The 17,861-nt window shown below is 56.9% G+C and carries 18 protein-coding genes; 12 read left to right on the forward strand and 6 right to left on the reverse strand.

Annotation, left to right across the window (positions count from 1 at the left end; translation table 11 throughout):
- Positions 1-8: 8 nt before the first annotated feature.
- The gene (locus IE087_RS19135) at positions 9-1,301 is read right to left on the reverse strand and encodes an ABC transporter substrate-binding protein (protein ID WP_189370990.1); all 1,293 of its coding nucleotides are present in this window, start codon (positions 1,299-1,301) and stop codon (positions 9-11) included.
- 119 nt (positions 1,302-1,420) lie between these two features.
- Positions 1,421-2,452 (reverse strand): LacI family DNA-binding transcriptional regulator, encoded by a 1,032-nt coding sequence (locus IE087_RS19140; RefSeq protein WP_189370991.1) that lies wholly within the window; start codon positions 2,450-2,452, stop codon positions 1,421-1,423.
- Between the two features lie 205 nt (positions 2,453-2,657).
- Between IE087_RS19140 and IE087_RS19145 the strand changes: the two genes are divergently transcribed.
- The 6 genes from IE087_RS19145 (at position 2,658) to IE087_RS19170 (ending at position 7,627) form a co-directional block, all read left to right on the forward strand.
- Positions 2,658-3,326: a DNA-3-methyladenine glycosylase I gene (locus IE087_RS19145; RefSeq protein WP_189370992.1), complete on the forward strand. Its 669-nt coding sequence runs from the start codon at positions 2,658-2,660 to the stop codon at positions 3,324-3,326.
- 204 nt (positions 3,327-3,530) lie between these two features.
- Positions 3,531-4,475 carry a sugar ABC transporter substrate-binding protein gene (locus IE087_RS19150; RefSeq protein ID WP_189370993.1) on the forward strand — a complete coding sequence of 315 codons (945 nt, stop codon included), beginning with the start codon at positions 3,531-3,533 and terminating at the stop codon, positions 4,473-4,475.
- A gap of 81 nt (positions 4,476-4,556) precedes the next feature.
- Positions 4,557-5,639, forward strand: coding sequence for an ABC transporter permease (locus IE087_RS19155; RefSeq protein WP_189370994.1), 1,083 nt, complete (start codon positions 4,557-4,559; stop codon positions 5,637-5,639).
- Positions 5,640-5,641: 2 nt separating this feature from the next.
- Positions 5,642-6,418, forward strand: coding sequence for an ATP-binding cassette domain-containing protein (locus tag IE087_RS19160; protein ID WP_189370995.1), 777 nt, complete (start codon positions 5,642-5,644; stop codon positions 6,416-6,418).
- A gap of 9 nt (positions 6,419-6,427) precedes the next feature.
- Entirely contained in the window at positions 6,428-6,622 is a 195-nt protein-coding gene (locus tag IE087_RS19165; protein ID WP_189370996.1) for a hypothetical protein, read from the forward strand.
- 3 nt (positions 6,623-6,625) lie between these two features.
- A complete protein-coding gene (locus IE087_RS19170) occupies positions 6,626-7,627 on the forward strand; it encodes a LacI family DNA-binding transcriptional regulator (protein WP_189370997.1) in 1,002 nt (333 codons plus the stop codon).
- 36 nt (positions 7,628-7,663) lie between these two features.
- Here the strand turns inward: IE087_RS19170 and IE087_RS19175 are convergent, their stop codons facing one another.
- On the reverse strand, positions 7,664-8,422 hold the full coding sequence (locus IE087_RS19175; RefSeq protein WP_229801466.1) for an endonuclease/exonuclease/phosphatase family protein: 759 nt from the start codon (positions 8,420-8,422) through the stop codon (positions 7,664-7,666).
- 14 nt (positions 8,423-8,436) lie between these two features.
- Here IE087_RS19175 and IE087_RS19180 point away from each other — a divergent pair, with 14 nt between their 5' ends.
- On the forward strand, positions 8,437-9,090 hold the full coding sequence (locus IE087_RS19180; RefSeq protein ID WP_189370998.1) for a DUF2238 domain-containing protein: 654 nt from the start codon (positions 8,437-8,439) through the stop codon (positions 9,088-9,090).
- 113 nt (positions 9,091-9,203) lie between these two features.
- Here the strand turns inward: IE087_RS19180 and IE087_RS19185 are convergent, their stop codons facing one another.
- Genes IE087_RS19185 through IE087_RS19195 form a run of 3 tightly spaced genes read right to left on the reverse strand, consistent with a single transcriptional unit; the run spans position 9,204 to position 12,373 of the window.
- Complete coding sequence (locus tag IE087_RS19185; protein ID WP_189370999.1) at positions 9,204-10,358, reverse strand: Gfo/Idh/MocA family protein; 1,155 nt, start codon at positions 10,356-10,358, stop codon at positions 9,204-9,206.
- Between the two features lie 2 nt (positions 10,359-10,360).
- On the reverse strand, positions 10,361-11,257 hold the full coding sequence (locus IE087_RS19190; protein ID WP_189371000.1) for a TIM barrel protein: 897 nt from the start codon (positions 11,255-11,257) through the stop codon (positions 10,361-10,363).
- A 12-nt stretch (positions 11,258-11,269) separates the two neighbouring features.
- Positions 11,270-12,373, reverse strand: a complete 1,104-nt coding sequence (locus tag IE087_RS19195) for a Gfo/Idh/MocA family protein (protein ID WP_189371001.1) — start codon at positions 12,371-12,373, stop codon at positions 11,270-11,272.
- A gap of 116 nt (positions 12,374-12,489) precedes the next feature.
- Here IE087_RS19195 and iolD point away from each other — a divergent pair, with 116 nt between their 5' ends.
- Genes iolD through IE087_RS19220 form a run of 5 tightly spaced genes read left to right on the forward strand, consistent with a single transcriptional unit; the run spans position 12,490 to position 17,860 of the window.
- Entirely contained in the window at positions 12,490-14,358 is a 1,869-nt protein-coding gene (iolD, locus tag IE087_RS19200; protein WP_189371002.1) for a 3D-(3,5/4)-trihydroxycyclohexane-1,2-dione acylhydrolase (decyclizing), read from the forward strand.
- Positions 14,358-15,203, forward strand: a complete 846-nt coding sequence (locus IE087_RS19205; RefSeq protein ID WP_189371003.1) for a phytanoyl-CoA dioxygenase family protein — start codon at positions 14,358-14,360, stop codon at positions 15,201-15,203. The genes iolD and IE087_RS19205 overlap by 1 nt, the downstream gene beginning before the upstream one ends.
- Positions 15,200-16,180: a 5-dehydro-2-deoxygluconokinase gene (iolC, locus tag IE087_RS19210; protein ID WP_189371004.1), complete on the forward strand. Its 981-nt coding sequence runs from the start codon at positions 15,200-15,202 to the stop codon at positions 16,178-16,180. The genes IE087_RS19205 and iolC overlap by 4 nt, the downstream gene beginning before the upstream one ends.
- A gap of 13 nt (positions 16,181-16,193) precedes the next feature.
- Positions 16,194-17,036: a 5-deoxy-glucuronate isomerase gene (locus IE087_RS19215; RefSeq protein ID WP_189371005.1), complete on the forward strand. Its 843-nt coding sequence runs from the start codon at positions 16,194-16,196 to the stop codon at positions 17,034-17,036.
- Entirely contained in the window at positions 17,033-17,860 is an 828-nt protein-coding gene (locus tag IE087_RS19220; RefSeq protein ID WP_189371006.1) for a class II fructose-bisphosphate aldolase, read from the forward strand. Before IE087_RS19215 ends, IE087_RS19220 begins: the two co-directional genes overlap by 4 nt.
- Position 17,861 lies beyond the last annotated feature (1 nt).

Raw genomic sequence — 17,861 nt, forward strand, 5'->3', positions numbered from 1 at the left:
ACAAAGGCTTAGTAGCCAGCTTCGGTCATGATCGCTGCGGCAGCGGCTTGCGACGCTTCCAGAGCTTCATCAACCGACTTGGCGCCGGACAGAGCCGCTGCGATTTCCTGTGCAACGGCCGAACCCACCTCGGGGAATTCGGGGATCGCTGCGAACTGAACGCCAACGTATGGCTTCAGATCAGTTGCTTCAGGTGCTGCGGATTCGATCGCTGCCATTTCTGCAGCGGCAAAGCCTGCAACGGCCTGGAACTCAGGCAGAGCATAAGTGGACGCACGTTGGCCTGTAGGGACGTTGCCCCAGCCAAAGTCGGGGTGGTTGCCGACGGCTTGCACATAGTCCTTCGACGTTGCCCACTCGATGAAGGCTTTTGCCTCTTCTGCATTTTCTGTGCCTGCTGGAACGGCCATTGCCCATGCCCACAGCCAGTTCGCACCCACCGGATTACCGGCGTTTGGAGATTGAGCGTATGCGACCCCGTCAACTTCCAAGAAGGATGCCGCGATTGTGGCGTCGATCCACATGCCGCACTTGCCTTCGTTATAGAGGGCAAGGATCTCGTTGAACGAGTTGCCTTCCGAACCGGGAGGGCCGTAGTTGCCCAGCAGGTCCACGTAGAAGTTGATCGCTGCTTTCCACTCGTCAGAGTCAATGGTGGGTTTGAAATCTGCGTCAAACCATGCGCCACCAAAGGAGTTCACCATTGTTGTGACGAACGCCATGTTGTCGCCCCAGCCTGGCTTACCGCGCAAGCAAGCGCCATAAACACCGTTGTCGGGGTCGTGCATTGCTGCTGCTGCTGCCTTGACGTTGTCCCAGCTGTCGTTGTCAGCAATGGATACGCCTGCCGCGTCGGCTAGGTCCTTGCGGTACATAACCATCGAGCTTTCGCCATAGAAAGGCGCCGCATACATGGTGCCTTCGTGGCTCAACCCTGCACGAATGGCGGGCAGAATGTCGTCGACGTCATACTCAGCGCCGAATTCAAGTGGTTCGATCCAGCCAGCTGCGCCCCAAATGGGTGCTTCTTGCATGCCGATGTTGATGATGTCGTACTGGCCACCGCCGGTTGCTGTGTCCGAGGTGACCTGCTCGCGCAGCACGCCTTCTTCCAGCGATACCCATTCAAGTGCGACGCCCGTTTCTTCGGTGTATGCTTCCGCGACTTTTTGCATGTTGATCATGTGACCGTTGTTCACGATCGCGATGGTGAGCGATTTTGCATGGCCGTCTGCCAGCGCGCCCGTTGCAGTGACAAGCGACAGTGCTGTCGCCGCACGCAGTGCGTTCTTCAAGTACATCCGACTCCTCCCTTTAATTGGATGTGACAAGACAAACGCTAGCCGCAGACTTATCGCGCCGTCAATTCATTTTTTACGCGCGTAAAGAATTATTGGGGAAATTGCATTGATTGAATGCCTTACGCGGAATCTCGCATGATCAAGTGTGCGGCAAACAGCGTTTCTTCGCGGGTTTGAAAACGACCACCCGATTCGATCAGGCGAAACAGGGTTTCCACTGCGTGACCGGATACGCTGGAGTAGTCATGTGCCGCCGTTGTCAGCGACGGGCAGGTGTAGCGAGAAAACGGATGATCATCGTGCGAAGCGACACGCAGGTCTCGGCCATGGGTTCGACCGACCTTGTAACCGGCCTCGAAACACGCCGAAAGAAAGCCTATGGCCAATCGGTCATTGCTGCAGAGGATGGTATCAGTCGGTAGGGCTTTCTTCTTGAGTATATCGTGGGCGCCTTTGCGGCCAATGTCTTCGAAAGCCCAGCCTGAACCGTCTATTTGCAGGACATGTGGCTCCAGCCCCAAGCGTTCCATCATGTCCAGGTAGGCGCGACGGCGCTTGTTCGCGTTTGGGTTGGCAGGATGCTTCATTTCAAAGAAACTTGGTGGCTCGCCGGTACGACTCAGGTATTCCACGGTCTGCGAAACAAAGCTGTAGTTGTCTGAGCCGACAAAAGCTTCGCCCATCCCGTCAATGTTGCTGTCAAACAGAACTGTTGGCACGTCGCGACAAAAAGCTTCGATTGCGGTTTTGTCAGAAAGCCGTCCAAGAGGGGCCAGCAAAACCCCTGCGGGTTTGAGTGATCGTAACGTATCCAGGATGTCCCGTTCCTGTTCGGGTGCGCCGTGTGAACTGAACAGCGATGGCGAATACCCCGCTTCGATGCACCGCCGCTCAATGACTCGCACGATCTCACCGAAAAACGGATCGGCAAGGTAAGGCACAACAATACCGATATTCTTGGTCAGTTGCCTGTTCTGGTTCATGGCATAGATGTTGGGCCGATAATCGTACTGGTCGATTGCGGCTTCGATCCTTGCCCGTGTAGACGCACGCACGCTGTTCGGATCATTGAAATACTTGGAGACGGTTGGGCGCGAGATGCCGCTGATCGAAGCGAACTCCTCCATGTTCCTAATTTTGCGTTCGCCCATGATGTGCTCCGTTCTGCTCCGTGCGGACCCACACACTGGTCTGCAGTGTTGCGACGATAGGCAAAAAACTTTGCGCGCGCAAATTAGCGATGCAGGTTGACCAGTACGTGCATTTCCGCGCCATGGTGCAGCGCAATTGTATCTACTCAGAGTGCCTGCGCCTCACTTATGCTTGTCCGACGATTTCACGACAGGGGGCACCGTCATGAGAGATTTGAACGAAATTCTGGCAATCAGCGCAGACAGAAAGGGGGGCGAAGCACCCATTTTCGCCGATCTTGAGCCATCACTGTCACCCGAAGAGATTGCACAAGTTCCGGACGATCGGTGGCTGGCCGAAATGACCCGCTCTGTCTTTCAGGCTGGATTCAACTGGAAAGTCGTGGAACGCATGTGGCCAGGGTTCGAAGAGGCGTTTCACGGCTTTGATGTCGATCGATGCGCATTCATGAACGAGGATTGGTTTGACGAGCTGTGCCGAAATACTGCGATTGTTCGGTACCCGCAAAAAATCCGGGCGGTGCAACAGAATGCTATCTTCATAAAGGAACAAACAGCTGCCCATGGCGGCTTTGGCAAGATGGTGGCGGCATGGCCCGGTGATGACTTTGCCGGACTGCTTGCGCTTCTCAAGAAAGACGGGTCGCGGCTGGGTGGCACGACCGGGCAATATTTTTTGCGTCTAATGGGTGTCGATGGCTACCTCCTGTCGCGCGATGTCACGGCCCGATTGATCGCTGAGGGCGTGATTGACAAACCGCCGACCTCCCGATCTGCGATGATGGCTGTTCAGGCTGCGATGAACACTTGGGCAGAGCAGTCGGGCCGATCCCTGAAGGAGGTAAGTCTCATTCTCGCGACGAGTTGTGGCTAAGCCAAGGGCTCCTAGCACACCAACCCCTGGCAATTGCCATGGTGATTGCATTGAGGAATTTTGAATGCAACCGGTTGCAAAATGCGACGACTCGCCTATCATCGCGGTCGTTGCCAGCCGGAGACTCAGTTCGAGGAGAGATGGTTTTCGGTCGGCGGTCCGGCAAAAACGGCGTGATCCGGACACGCAATTTGGGAGGAAACCATGAAGAAAATTTTGATGGCGAGCGCACTGGCGACCCTGATGGGCGGCACTGCAATGGCCGAAACAGTTGGTGTGTCCATTGCACGCTTTGACGACAACTTTTTGACCGTGATGCGCAACGGTATGACCGATTATGCTGACACGCTGGACGGCGTCGATCTGCAGGTGGAAGATGCAACAGACGATGTGGCCAAGCAACTTGACCAGATCAACAATTTCATTGCTGCAGGTGTGGACGCCATCGTAGTGAACGCTGTCGATACATCGGCGACGCAAGCCATGACAAACGCGGCTGATGCCGCCGGTGTGCCGCTTGTCTACGTCAACCGCGAGCCGGTGAACGTGAACGAACTGCCCGACGGTCAGGCCTTTGTGGCGTCAAACGAGATCGAATCCGGCACGCTCGAAGCGTTCCAGATCTGCCGTAACTTGCGGGCCGCAGGTAAAGCGGGTGGTGCAAATGGCTACATTCTGATGGGTCAGCTGTCGAACCAGGCTGCGGTGCAGCGCACCAAAGACGTGGATGACGTGATCGGCATGGACATGTGCAATTTCATGAACATCATTGACCGTCAGACCGCCGAATGGTCCCGCGACAAAGCGCAGGATTTGATGACCAACTGGTTGTCCTCCGGTCAGGACTTTGACTTCGTGATCGCGAACAACGACGAAATGGCCATCGGTGCCATTCAGGCTATGAAAGCTCAGGGTCTGGACATGGCGACAATCGAAGTGGGTGGCGTTGACGCTACGCAGGACGCTCTGGTTGCGATGCAAGCGGGTGATCTGGACGTGACAGTGTTTCAGGACGCGAACGGCCAGGGATCAGGTTCCATCGAGACCGCATTGAAGCTGGCGCGCGGCGAAGAGGTGGATAAAAAGGTCTACATCCCCTTCAAACTCGTGACGCCTGACAATGTCGGCGAATTCCTGAGCAAAAACTAAGCCGGTTCATCAGGTGCGAGGCGGCTGTGCGTCGCCTCGCAAACCACATTTCGTGACACCACGCCGACCAAGGGGACACACATGTCGGATACCTCCGAAGGTATTGGCGGGCTCAAATACGACAAGTCCAAAAAAGCCTGGCCAAACGAATTCAACGTCTTTCTGGCGCTGATCATTATCATTCTGATTTTTGAAGCCCTCGGGCAACTGCTCCCCTACATGAAGGGTCAGAGCATGCTGTTCGACTTCAATACGAACCGCGATGGCACCATTCTGAACATGGCAAGGATCAAGATCATGATCTTGCAGGTGGCTATCATTGGGATCATCTCCCTAGGCGTAACACAGGTCATCATTTCTGGCGGCATCGACCTTAGTTCGGGTCCTCTGGTTGGGGCATCGGCCATGATCGTGATGTCCTTTGCCCAGACGGAACTGGTCAACGGGCAACTCAATCCCAAGGCCGTGTTCGATTGGGCATTTGATATGCCAGTCCTTGTGCCCATACTCATCGGGCTTGCCTTCGGGGCTTTCATAGGAGCCATAAACGGAACGCTCATTGCCTTCACGGGCATCCCGCCATTCATCGCAACGCTTGGTATGTTCCTAATCTGCCGCGGCATCGCGCAGTGGTGGACACGCGGTCAGCCTGTATCCTTTCCAACTGAAAGCTTTGCCTTCATAGGCTCGGGTATGATGCCGGTGGTTTGGTTCCTCTTACTGGCCTTCGTGTTTCATTTCGTTCTCAAATACACCGTCTATGGCAAGCATACCTATGCCATCGGATCGAACGAGGAAGCGGCACGGATGTCTGGGATCAACGTGCGGCGGCACAAGATCCTCGTCTATATGATCGCCTCCATGTTGGCCGCCTTTGCCGCCATCGTGCTCAGTTCCAAGAACCTGACGGCACAAACCGGTATGGGCCTCTTCTATGAACTTTTTGCCATCGCTATGGCCGTGATTGGCGGCGTGTCCCTGCAAGGGGGACGTGGTTCGATCATCGGGACTGTTCTGGGGGCATGTGTCTTTGGCGTGATCCAATCCGGGTTCATCTACATCCGGCTCGACGCTTTCTATCAGCTCATGGCAATGGGTTCGATCATCATCAGCGCTGTGGTTCTGGACCAATGGCGCCAGAAACGCGCAACATCGAGGTCCTGACCATGACTGACGATATCATTCTCGAAACCCGCGGACTGACCAAACACTATGGCGGTGTGCATGCCCTGAACGACGCCAATTTCACCCTGCGCAAGGGCGAACACGTTGCAATTATGGGCGACAACGGGGCGGGCAAATCCACGTTTGTCCGTCAAATCACCGGGGTGGAACAGCGCACGCGCGGGGACATCATCTTTGATGGTGAACCGGTATCCTTTGACGGCCCACTGGATGCCCGGAAAGCCGGGATTGAAACAGTATTCCAGACATTGGCATTGGCAGACGATCTGGACGTGCCTGACAACCTGTTTCTGGGCCGGGAAAAAACGAAACTGGACTGGCTTGGCCCATTTCGCCTGCTGGACTACAAGGCAATGCGTCAAGCGACCCTCGATGGGTTGGAAAAGACCGCTGTCAAGATTCCGAACATCCGCAATACCATCCGCAACATGTCGGGCGGACAGCGACAATGTGTGGCCATCGCCCGGACTGCGACCTTCCATTCCAAGCTGACCATTATGGACGAACCTACGGCTGCTCTTGGGGTTCAGGAAACCGCGCAGGTCGAGAACATCATTCGTACGCTGAAGGATCAGGGCGAACCCCTGATCCTGGTCAGCCACAACATGCGGCAGGTGTTTGACTTGGTGGACCGTATTGTGGTTTTCCGCCGCGGACGCATTTGCGCGAACCTTCGCAAGGAAGATACGGATGGGCAGGATGTCGTGGCCTACATTACCGGTGCTAAGACGCAGGAAGGGTATGAGGACGCTGCCTGAGGGCACACAATGTTGAACCTCGATCACCCCTTCTTTGCTCAAGCGAGGCGACGGCATTTGACCGTCGCCATCTGCGTGATCTGGGGACTTTTCGAGCTGGCAACGGGGGCGGTGATCTGGGGCGCGATCTCTTTTGGGATCGCAGCCGTGGCACAGTGGCAGTTCGGCAAGGTCGATTGGTCCAAGTATGACGGTGGGCACTGACACATGGCCGTGACGCTCAAGGATGTTGCCGAACGGGCAGGGGTGTCGCGCTCCGCTGTATCCCGTTGTTTTACACCTGGCGCGTCGATCAGCGGCAAGACACGCGAAAAGGTCGAAAAGGCGGCTGCCGAGCTGGGCTACAGCCCGAATGCGCTGGCGTCATCCCTGACCACCGGTCGCACCAAACTGGTGGGTGTGGTGTCGAACAACTTCCACAACCCCATCTTTCTCGAAGTGTTCGATCTGGTTACGCGCGAGTTGCAAAAGCGCGGGCTGCGTCCGTTGCTGGTGAACCTGTCCGATGAAACCGACCCGTCCAATTCCGTCCGGTTGCTTCAGCAGTATTCCGTGGATGCGGTGATCGTGGCCTCGTCGACCCTGCCGGTCAGTTTCGCAGAAAGCTTTCACGAGGCAGGCATGCGTGTTGTGCATTCCTTTGGTCGTTTGACAGTTTCTCCCAAGATCAACGTTCTGGGCATCGACAACATTGAAGCTGGTCGCATCGCGGCGCGCGAGTTGATCAAACGAGACTACCGCAAGGTTGGGTTCCTCGCCGGTCCACTCAGCGCAACGTCCACGCGTGACCGCCACACGGGCTTTGTCGAAGAGTTGGGCCGTCATCCGGATGTGTCGTTGTCCGTAAGCTACGCTGCTGCCTATTCCTTCAAGGCAGGTCGGGATGAAATGGCACGCTTGTTGTCCATGGGACCAGCCGAGGCGTATTTCTGCGGCGACGATGTGCTGTCCATCGGTGCGTTGTCGGCCATCAAGGATGCGGGGCTGTCGATCCCTGACGATGTGGGGATCCTTGGGCTGAACAACATGGAAATGGCCGCATGGGAACTGATTGACCTGACAACGATTCACAATCCGATTGACGATATCGTGCGTACATCCGTTGATCTGGTTGAGGCGATGCTTGATGGCGCGGAAACCGTTGCGCAATCCCTGACGTTCGAGTGTCACGTGGTGGAACGCGGCACGTTGCGCCCTGTTGCGCGCTGAGAGGGGTGGAACGGGTCGCTGCTCAGATTGCGCCGCTCAATCGGTCGCTGCGAAGGATTGCCTTGGCAGTTTCAAGTCGGCCCAGATCGGCAGATGATCCGAAGCCAGTTTTGCCAGCGGTCCTTGCTCTACGCCTGCATCTGCAACGCCGATATTGTTAGAATGCGCGATGCGATCCAAAGCGGCAACCGGACGTGCGGCGTGAAATGACTGCCCCGGACTGATCACGGAGAATTTGGGCGTCAGTGGCTCCAACCCGCGACGGGTGGACCATTCGTTGAAATCACCAAGGATGATTGCATCGTCTCTCCCCTGAGCGTGCATCGCCAATGTCTCGAGTTGACGACGCCGATGCCGTCGCATGAGCCCAAGATGTGCACCCATCACGGCAACTGACATGGGACCAAGATCAATTTCAAAATAAACAGCGCCGCGTGGCTCCAGCCCCGGCAGGTCAATCCTTTGGATGCCGCCGGCCTCAATCCCCTTGCGGACCAGAACGGCATTGCCATGCCATCCAAGGCTGACGCCGTTCTCCGCGGTGGGCAAAACCTCAAAATCGGTTTCGGCTTCGATCATCCGCCTCGGCAGGGCGGCGGGTCGGTCGCCCAGCCTTCTGTCCGCTTCCTGCAATGCAATGACGTCGGCATCCAACCCGTTCAGTACCTGCAGGATACGACCGGGATCGCGCTGACCATCCAATCCGCGTGCTTTGCGAATATTGTAGCTGGCAAAACGTAGTGTCCGAGGGCTTCTATGCGGCACCATGGTTCCTACGTATGTAGAGTTGTCCAAAAAAGAATAGGCCCATGGCCCGGCTCAAGCATCAAAATCCGATCCTGCTGATCTTGTGGGGTATCCTTCTTGCGGCATCAATTGTCGCTCTTTTTGTCGGATTCTGGGAACAGGCGTTTGTTGCATTGCTGACCCTGGCACTGTGTATGGCGCCATTGTTCTTGGCATCTTGGTATTCCATCACTGTGCCGGTTCCCTTCTTGATCGCCACGACGCTTTTTATCAGTGGGTCCATTTTCATGGGCGAAGCATTTGACTTTTATGAACGAGTCTGGTGGTGGGACCTTGCATTGCACGGCGCTTCGGCTGTTGGCTTTGGCCTCATTGGCTTCTTGTTCATTTTCATGCTGTTCGAAGGAGATCGTTTTGCGGCACCACCTGTCACCATTGCATTCCTGTCCTTCTGCCTTGCCGTCACGGTTGGCAGCATTTGGGAGATCTTCGAATATGCGATGGACACGATATTTGGCTTGAACATGCAGAAAAGCGGCCTGCACGATACGATGGGGGACCTGATTGTAAATGGTATCGGAGCACTTGTGGGTGCCGTGAGCGGATACTTTTATCTCAAAGGGCGAGACAGGCGACTATTGGCACCTTTCATTGGCCAATTCGTGGATGCCAACCGGAACCTGTATCACCGCGCAAAAGGCAAGCTGCGTCGGTAGCGGGCATTGGGCAGGAACGCCTGCGGAAGGCCTGCCACCACACATTCAGTGATGTTATAGTTATCTCCGTGGGAATGAACGTGTTGCGGGTCACTGCAACACGTCCTGGCACCCTATCGAAACATGGGTGGGCGCGCATCCAACCATGCACCGTCCTGCTTACCACTTTCAGCGACCGCGAACACAGCTGCCATGGACCGCAGCCCATCTTCGGCACGGGGATACAGATTTGCGGCTGGATCCATCAACCGCCCCTCTTTCCGCGCCTGAATGGCTTCGGCAAGGTCGGTATAAATGTTGGCAAAAGCCAGCGGCATCCCCTCGGCATGACCGATGGTGACTCGGGTGGTCCGGTCAGCTTCAGGCGACAGGTTCGCCTCGCCTCGTTCAATCACCTGGAGCCGTTCGTTCAGGGGCATGTAGTATAGCTGGTTCGGTTGTTCTTGCGACCAGCGAAGGCCACCAGTTTCACCAAACACTTGGATACCCAGACCGTGCTGCCGTCCGATGGCAACGGATGACGTCCAAAGCCGCCCGACGGCGCCGCCATCCATTCGGAAGTTGACCATGGCATCGTCCTCGAGCGTGCGCACGTCAATGCAGGACACCGTGTCTGCGCTCAGCTTTTCGACCTCTTGCCCGGTGACGAAAGAGGCCATGTGAAGTGCATGGATGCCACAATCGGCAAATTGCGCAGAGACACCCGCCTGTGCCGGGTCATAACGCCAGCGGACGCGGGGGTTGTCGGCATCGGTTGCATCCGCGTGATGGCCGTGGGCAAATTCGGCAACCACCAACCGCACATTGCCGATATCCCCGCGCGCGACCATGGCGCGCATATGGCGAACAAGGGAGTAGCCTGAATAGCCATAATTCACTGCACAGATATTGCCCGTCTTTTGGGCGATCTCGACAATCTCCTGACCTTCCTCAACCGTCATGGTCATTGGTTTTTCGCACAGCACATGAAAACCGCCCTCAAGGAAGGCTTTGGTTATCTCAAAGTGGGTTGCATTGGGCGTAGCGACAGTGACCAAATCGATGCGGTCGTCCCGCTTTTGCTCGCCTTCCAACATCTCTTGCCACGATCCGTACGCACGGTCGCCCAAGCCTAGGCGCTGACCATAATCGCGTCCTTCGTCAGCGCGGTGATCCAGTGCGCCTGCGGAAAACTCGAATAGCCCGTCGAGGCCAGCGCCAAGACGATGGGCCGGTCCGATCTGGCTGCCTTCACCGCCGCCAATCATGCCCCATTGCAGCTTTGCCATGGTCAAGCTCCTTCAAATCCGATGGATTGCAGATAGGCGCGGTTCAGTTTCGCGTCATCAATAGGAGAGGTGTCGCCCGCCGGGTCACAATCCTGTTCGACTGTGCACCAGCCGTCGAATCCGTTGTCGAGCAACACCTGACGAACGGCGGGGAAGTCCACATCGCCGTCCCCGAGGTTACAGAAGATACCTTGACCGCATGCGTCGTAGAACCCGGTGCGGTTGGCGATCACATCGGCCTTCACCTTGGGATCGATGTCCTTGAAGTGCATGTAGCTGATGCGGTCGATGTGCTTTTTCATGAACGCTACCGGATCAAATCCGGCGTAGGAGTGGTGCCCGGTATCAAAGCAGATTTTCATGATGCTTTCGTCTACTTCGTTCAACAGGCGCTCAAGCTCGGGCTCGAAGTCGATGAATCCCGCGGCATGGGCGTGCATCCCGACCGTCAGGCCGTAGTCCTCTGCCCCCATCTTGGCGACCGTTGCAAGCCGGTCGCGGTAGGTGGTCCATTCCGCCTTGTCCATCTGCTCGGCCTCGTCTGCGCGTCCGGCCGTGGGTGCGCGGCGGTCCGAGATACTATCGATGAGCACGAGGTGCTGTGCGCCGTGGGCTTTCAGCGCCTTGCACGTGCGCACTGCCCCATCCATCACGTCATCCCACGCGTTGGGGTCATGGAACGGGCGGAAGACAACGCCGCCTACCAATTCCTGACCAAACTCTTCGAGCGCATCGCCCAACACGGCGGGGTCCTCGGGCATGAAGCCGACGGGCCCCAGTTCGATCCCCGTATATCCCGCATCCGCGTTTTCCTGCAGCACTTTGCGCCATGCAGGGTTCCGCGGGTCATCCGTAAATTCCACACCCCAGGAGCAGGGGGCATTGCCGATCTTGATCATGTCTTGAACCTTTCAAAAATCCGCCACGTTGACCCAGGCCTCCGCACGCGAAGACGCAAGGGCCGCAGCCACAACTTGATTGACGCGCAAGCCTTCCTCGAACGTGGGCCATACAGGAGTGCCTGTGTGGATCGCAGTCAGAAAGTCCTTGGCTTCGATGATGATTTGGTCCTGATAGCCGGTGCCGTGACCAGGCCCTTGGCAGAACGGTAGATAGTCCGGGTGAGTGGGCCCCGTCAGGATTTTGCGAAAGCCGCGTTCGGCCTCTGGGCCTTCGGCGGTATAAAGCCAGAGGGCATTCTGATCCTCGCCATCGAAACGGATCGCGCCGCCGGTGCCATAGATATCGTAGGCGTAGCCCATCTTGCGCCCTGTCGCGACGCGGCTGATGAACAGGCTGCCGTTGATGCCGGATGCAAAGCGCAGGGTGAGGTAGGCTTGGTCGTCATTGGTGACCTCGACGCCGCCGCGCTCTGGGTGCACCGTTTCAACGCGAGCAAACAGCGCCTCGATCGGGCCCATCAGGGCTTGCGCGCAGTTGATCGGGTGGGGCGCCAGATCGCCCATGCAGCCGTTGGCATCCCCTTGGGCGCGCCACGTGCCTGGATCGTTCGGATCGGCAAAGAAATCTTCGGTCATCTCGCCCCTGAAGGACGTGACCTGACCAATTCGGCCCTCGGCAACCAGCTTGCGCGCATATTGAGTCGCCGGCGTTTTTGCGTAGTTAAAGCCAACCATATTGGCGACACTGGCCGTCTGGGCAGCTGCTACCATCTCGCGTGCATGATCCGGTGTCTCAGCCAATGGTTTTTCACACAGAACCGGCTTGCCTGCCGCAAAAGCGGCAATAGCGATATCGCGGTGCGTGTCCTGAGGGGATGCGATAACAATCGCATCGACCTTGGGGTCGGTAACCAAAAGACGCCAATCATCTGTTGCGCGGGCGAAACCATAGGTCGCACGGTACTTTTCTGCGGACGCCTGCGATGTGGCGCATACCATTTCGAGCCTTGGGCGCAAGGCCGTGTCGAACACGGCAGCCACAGATCCAAACGCAACTGCGTGGGCCTTGCCCATGTAGCCACCGCCGATAATGCCAATCCCGATCTCCGCCATCCGGGCTCCTCCCAAAAAGTGTTTGCAACCGGTTGCAATACCGGTATCGTTATTGCGACGGACGGGTCAATACAGAATCGTCGATAAATGAAATCGCGCAGCCATGGGAGGATAGAATGGCGGGCAGCGACACAGTGCGTCTGACGACGGCGCAAGCGATCATACGCCATCTTGCGGCACAGTATATTCAGATCGACGGGCAGGAATGGCGCCTGTGCGGAGGCGGGTTTGGCATCTTTGGCCACGGCAACGTCACATGCCTGGGGGAAGCGCTCTACGACCACAAGGATGTGCTGCCGCACTATCGCGGACAAAATGAGCAAAGTATGGGATTCGCGGCTGCTGGATATGCCAAGACCTGGCTGCGTCAGCGGTTCATGTTCTGCACGGCGAGCGCTGGCCCCGGTACGGCGAACCTGTTGACCGCGTCGGCCCTCGCACATGCCAATCGTTTGCCGATGCTGATGCTGTGTGGCGATACGTTTATCACGCGTTTGCCGGACCCGGTGCTGCAGCAGCTGGAGCATTTCGGTGATCCAACGCTTGGCGTGAACGACGCTTTTAAGGCGGTCACGCGGTATTGGGATCGTATCACGCATCCTGCGCAAATCATCCAGTCTCTGCCAAATGCGATTGCGACCATGCTGGATCCGGCGGATTGCGGGCCTGCGTTCCTGGGGCTGCCACAGGACGTGCAAGGCTGGGCTTATGACTACCCTCTGGCCATGTTCGACAAGACGGTGCACCGCATTCGTCGCCAGTTCCCTGATGCGGCAGAGGTGGCTGACGCTGCAGCTACTTTAAAAGCGGCCAAACGGCCTTTGATCATTGCGGGCGGTGGCGTTCAATACTCACGAGCTGTCGAAGAGCTGACGGCATTCGCCGAGGCGCACAACATCCCCGTGGTCGAAACCATCGCAGGCCGCGCCAATATGATCGACACGCATCCACTGAATTGCGGACCCATCGGTGTGACAGGGTCGGACAGTGCCAATGCAGTGGCTGAAAAAGCGGATGTGATCCTGTCTGTGGGATGTCGCTTGCAGGACTTCACAACCGGGTCGTGGACGGCCTTTGCGGCGGATGCTCGGATCATCGGGTTGAATGCGGGTCGGCATGACGCAGGCAAGCACCGTTCTTTGCCACTGGTAGGTGATGCCAAGCTGGGTCTCGATGCGCTCGGCGCCGCCATGGCGGGATACACGGCGCCATCAGGATGGGTTGGCTTTGCCAAAGACGAACGCAACAAATGGGTTGCATACGTGGCAGACAACGTGGCGCAGGGTAATCGCCCGAATTCTTACGCGCAGGCCATTGGTGTCGTGAATGCTACCTGTGATCCGCGCGACCGGGTGGTGGCTGCTGCAGGCGGTCTGCCTGCCGAAGTCACGGCCAATTGGCGCACGCTCGATATTGGCACCGTCGATGTTGAGTTCGGCTTTTCGTGCATGGGGTATGAAATTGCGGGGGCCTGGGGTGCGCGGATTGCGCAAGCCGAACGTGAGCCCGATCAGGACGTGATTACCTTTTGCGGCGACGGTTCCTATCTGCTCATGAACTCCGACATCTACTCGTCGGTCCTGTCGCAGAAGAAGATAATTGTTCTTGTTCTCGACAACGGTGGCTTTGCCGTCATCAACAAGTTGCAGAACAACACCGGGAACGAGAGCTTCAACAACCTGCTGAGCGATGCGCCCACTATTCCCCAAGCCTTTGCCGTGGATTTTGAGGCTCATGCTGCCAGCATGGGTGCGGCTGCAGAGACTGTCGAAAATCCCACTGAATTGGGTGAGGCGTTCAAGCGCGCCAAGGCCAGCAACAAGACCTATGTCATCTGTATGAAAGTGGACGCCTACGAAGGCTGGACAACCGAAGGCCACGCCTGGTGGGAAGTTGGAACACCGCACGTGACCGAAAATGACAAAGTGGCGACAGCTCACGCAGACTGGGAATCTTCCCGTCCAAAGCAGCGGAAGGGTGTCTGATGCGAACCTTCACCGCTGAAACGGCTGATCCCATCGCGCTATGCGAGGAGTTGCTGAATGGTCCCGGCGCTGTCCGCATCAAAGGTCTGTTCTCGCCAGATCAGATCACAGATGCGCGGACCCGGATTATGGCGCATTCGGACGGGGACGGTGACAAGGTCACGCATTTTCAGGGCGCCGCCATGGCAGACGGCCGTGCAAACCTGCAACGTCGGGTCTGGAACCTGCTGGCAAAGGGTGAAGTGTTTTCGGAGATGGCCACGCATCCTGTGATCATGGTCGTGCTGCGTCGATGGCTGGGGTCCGAGTTCATCATGGGCTCAATCGCGGCCAATCGCATCCTTCCAGGTGGACCGGGGCAGGAACCGCACATCGACTTTCCTTATTGGGATTTTCACCAACCAGAAACGCACCCGATGGGGTTGAACGCCAGTTTTCCCATGAACGCGCAGGTGACGATCGCCCTTGATCCGTTCACCGAGGAAAGTGGCGCAACCGCCTATTTGCCAGGTTCGCAGAAAGACATGCGTTATCCAACAGCACAGGATCACGAGCATTTCTATGCCAACTGTGCACGTATGACAGGTGAGCCGGGTGATACGGTAATCTTCTTTGGTGCGGCGTGGCACTGTGCGATGCCCAACAACGCGCGACATGACCGCAACGCTGTCTTGATCAACTACATACCGAAATTCGTTAAACCTCTCGAAGATATGCCGGGGGCATTGCCACAATCATTTCTGGAAGCGGCCAGTCCCGAAATGCGGCAGCTTTTGGGGTTCAACTACAGGTATCCCGAAGTTCTGGATGATGCAGATGCTGTAAATGCTGAGGGAATCAAATGAGCAAGCTTCTCGATGGCATAAGGGCCAACGATTTCATCATCGTTGGCCGTGCCGGCATCGACTTTTTCACGGATGTGGGGGTGCGAGCGGAAGATGCGGAGTGCGTGACGGTGGATCTGGGTGGATCGGCTGCGAATATTGGTGCTGGTATCTGCAAGCTTGGTGGTAAGGCCGCGCTGGTCACATCTGTCAGTGATGACTCGGTCGGCAGCTACTGCGTGAACCGGTTGAACCACTACGGTGTGGATACGGAATATGTGCAGCGGGTGGGCGGAGAATACCGCAATTCATTGGCGTTCTACGAGAGTGTACTCGAGGGACACCGGAACGTTATCTACCGCAACGGTGCTGCAGACTTTCAAATGACGGTCGCAGATGTTGAAGCGGTCGACTACTCCAGATACGGCGCACTGATCACCGCTGGGACTGTATTTGCGGCAGAGCCGTCACGCACAGCAACCTTCCGCAGCTTCGAGCTGGCGAAAGCGGCAGGCCTGCCCATCATTTTCGACGTTGACTATCGACCCTATTCTTGGCCGTCGGCCGAAGTCGCTGCTGAAGTTCTAAGCCATGCCGCAGAAGCTTCTGACATGATCGTTGGGAATGACGAAGAATTCGGTTTCATGGCGGGTGGCATGGACAAAGGGCAGGCAAAGGCGCGTGCGCTGTCCCAAACCACAGCCGAGGTTGTGATCTATAAGATGGGCGAGAAAGGGGCTGTTACCTACGCAGGCGGTGAAGAGATCGCGACTGGAATCTATCCCGTTACAGCCGTTAAACCCAATGGGGCCGGAGACGCGTTCATGGCGGGCCTCATGACCGGAATGGCCGACGGGCGCGACCTGAAAACCGCGATCTTGCGCGGGTCGGCCTGTGCATCGATCACCGTCTCTCAACCGGGCTGCGCGCCTGCTATGCCAACACCCGACCTGCTGGATGATTTCCTGACCAATCATCCCGGTCCGACACCAGCTTAAAGGAGGCCCGCCGATGCATATCGCGCCTTACGACAACCAAAACACCCCAATCGTGGATGTGGATGATTCGACTGTCCCTCTAAACTACTTCAACATTGTGAAGCTAAAGAAAGGCGATGCATTCGAGTATTCTGTTCCGGGATACGAGACTTGCATCGTACCTGCGACGGGCATGGTCGATGTCAATGTCGAGGGATTCAAGGCCGACGCTTTGGGTGGTCGCGGTGTCGATGTATGGGATGGAGAGCCCGAGGGCGTCTATGTTCCGACCGCAGCCAAAGCCGAAATGGTCTGCACATCAGATGAAGCGGAAATCTTCGTGGCGGGCGCCAAATATGACAAGGTTCTCGAGGCGTTTGCGGTGCGCAACGACGAACTGGATCTTGTACAGTACGGATCAGACGACACAAAGACGCATCGCAAGATCAAGCACATTCTTGGTCAAAAGCAGCACGACAAGGTTGGTCGATTGCTCGTGAGTGAGCTGTACACGGTGGGGCAGGGTGGATGGTCCGGTTTCCCCAGCCACAAGCATGACACCGATCGCTTGCCGGATGAAACCCGGCATGATGAAACGTACAACTTCCGTTTCCGGCCCAACTACGGTTCGGGCGTGCAGATGTTGCAGCGCGAGGACAACAAACCCGGAGATGCCTACCACATTGTCGATGGGTCTACGATCTGCCTCGATAGCGGGTATCACCCTTGCGCCGTTCTGCCCGGGTACGAGATGTATTATTTTACCATTCTTGGTGGTCTGAGCCAGCGCAGCTTGGTGCAGTATTTCCAGCCGACCCATGCCTACCAGATTGAAACAATCCCGGGCATCAAGGACATGATTGCGAAGTTCAAATGACTCTTGCAACTTTGGCAGAGGTACTGGGCCCGGCTAAGGCCCAAGGCTACGCCGTGGCCGGTCTTGTAACGTTGGGATGGGAAGACATGCGTGCCTATGTGGCTGCCGCCGAGGCGGAAGGCTGTCCCGTGATCTTGCAAGCTGGCCCCAGTTGTCGTGAACACACGCCACTGCCTATTCTGGGCAAAATGTTCCGCCATCTGGCTGAAGGAGCGAGTGTACCGGTCGTGGCACATCTGGATCACGGGTATACCTTCGATGAATGCAGGGAAGCGTTGGAAAGCGGTTTCACATCGCTGATGTTCGATGGATCGCGCAAACCCTTGGCCGACAACATTGCCGAGACAGCTGCCATTGTCGAAATGGCGCACAAGGCAGGCATTTCGTGCGAGGGAGAGATCGGTTTCGTCGGTTACGACAACGGTGAAGCTTCTGCTGGCACAGACTCCGATGAGGCTGCACAGTTTGCCCGTGAAACAGGGGTGGATGCCATGGCCATTTCGGTTGGCAATGTGCACCTGCAAACGGATCAGTCAGGTGGCTTGGACGAGGAGCGCATCGCTGCGATCCAAGCCGTGACGGACGTGCCTTTGGTGATCCATGGTGGGTCTGGTGTGCCTGCAGCACAGCGTCGCAAGCTGGCCAGGCAGACCAATATCTGCAAATTCAACATCGGTACCGAACTGCGGCAAGCTTTTGGCATCGCTTTGCGCGACGCCGTACACAGCGATCCGGATCGGTTTGATCGCGTGCAAATCCTCAAAGACACACACGACCCGGTGGCTCTGGCCACGCGCACGGTTCTTCAGACCATGAAAGGCTAAG

Source organism: Tateyamaria omphalii (assembly GCF_014651375.1).
Taxonomy (GTDB): domain Bacteria; phylum Pseudomonadota; class Alphaproteobacteria; order Rhodobacterales; family Rhodobacteraceae; genus Tateyamaria; species Tateyamaria omphalii.

What these genes read in the sequence shown, in the direction of transcription:
- IE087_RS19135 (WP_189370990.1), bottom strand. Translation starts at nt 1,301, where the DNA reads ATGTACTTGAAGAACGCACTGCGTGCGGCGACAGCACTGTCGCTTGTC.
- IE087_RS19140 (WP_189370991.1), bottom strand. Translation starts at nt 2,452, where the DNA reads ATGGGCGAACGCAAAATTAGGAACATGGAGGAGTTCGCTTCGATCAGC.
- IE087_RS19145 (WP_189370992.1), top strand. Translation starts at nt 2,658, where the DNA reads ATGAGAGATTTGAACGAAATTCTGGCAATCAGCGCAGACAGAAAGGGG.
- IE087_RS19150 (WP_189370993.1), top strand. Translation starts at nt 3,531, where the DNA reads ATGAAGAAAATTTTGATGGCGAGCGCACTGGCGACCCTGATGGGCGGC.
- IE087_RS19155 (WP_189370994.1), top strand. Translation starts at nt 4,557, where the DNA reads ATGTCGGATACCTCCGAAGGTATTGGCGGGCTCAAATACGACAAGTCC.
- IE087_RS19160 (WP_189370995.1), top strand. Translation starts at nt 5,642, where the DNA reads ATGACTGACGATATCATTCTCGAAACCCGCGGACTGACCAAACACTAT.
- IE087_RS19165 (WP_189370996.1), top strand. Translation starts at nt 6,428, where the DNA reads ATGTTGAACCTCGATCACCCCTTCTTTGCTCAAGCGAGGCGACGGCAT.
- IE087_RS19170 (WP_189370997.1), top strand. Translation starts at nt 6,626, where the DNA reads ATGGCCGTGACGCTCAAGGATGTTGCCGAACGGGCAGGGGTGTCGCGC.
- IE087_RS19180 (WP_189370998.1), top strand. Translation starts at nt 8,437, where the DNA reads ATGGCCCGGCTCAAGCATCAAAATCCGATCCTGCTGATCTTGTGGGGT.
- IE087_RS19185 (WP_189370999.1), bottom strand. Translation starts at nt 10,358, where the DNA reads ATGGCAAAGCTGCAATGGGGCATGATTGGCGGCGGTGAAGGCAGCCAG.
- IE087_RS19190 (WP_189371000.1), bottom strand. Translation starts at nt 11,257, where the DNA reads ATGATCAAGATCGGCAATGCCCCCTGCTCCTGGGGTGTGGAATTTACG.
- IE087_RS19195 (WP_189371001.1), bottom strand. Translation starts at nt 12,373, where the DNA reads ATGGCGGAGATCGGGATTGGCATTATCGGCGGTGGCTACATGGGCAAG.
- iolD (WP_189371002.1), top strand. Translation starts at nt 12,490, where the DNA reads ATGGCGGGCAGCGACACAGTGCGTCTGACGACGGCGCAAGCGATCATA.
- IE087_RS19205 (WP_189371003.1), top strand. Translation starts at nt 14,358, where the DNA reads ATGCGAACCTTCACCGCTGAAACGGCTGATCCCATCGCGCTATGCGAG.
- iolC (WP_189371004.1), top strand. Translation starts at nt 15,200, where the DNA reads ATGAGCAAGCTTCTCGATGGCATAAGGGCCAACGATTTCATCATCGTT.
- IE087_RS19215 (WP_189371005.1), top strand. Translation starts at nt 16,194, where the DNA reads ATGCATATCGCGCCTTACGACAACCAAAACACCCCAATCGTGGATGTG.
- IE087_RS19220 (WP_189371006.1), top strand. Translation starts at nt 17,033, where the DNA reads ATGACTCTTGCAACTTTGGCAGAGGTACTGGGCCCGGCTAAGGCCCAA.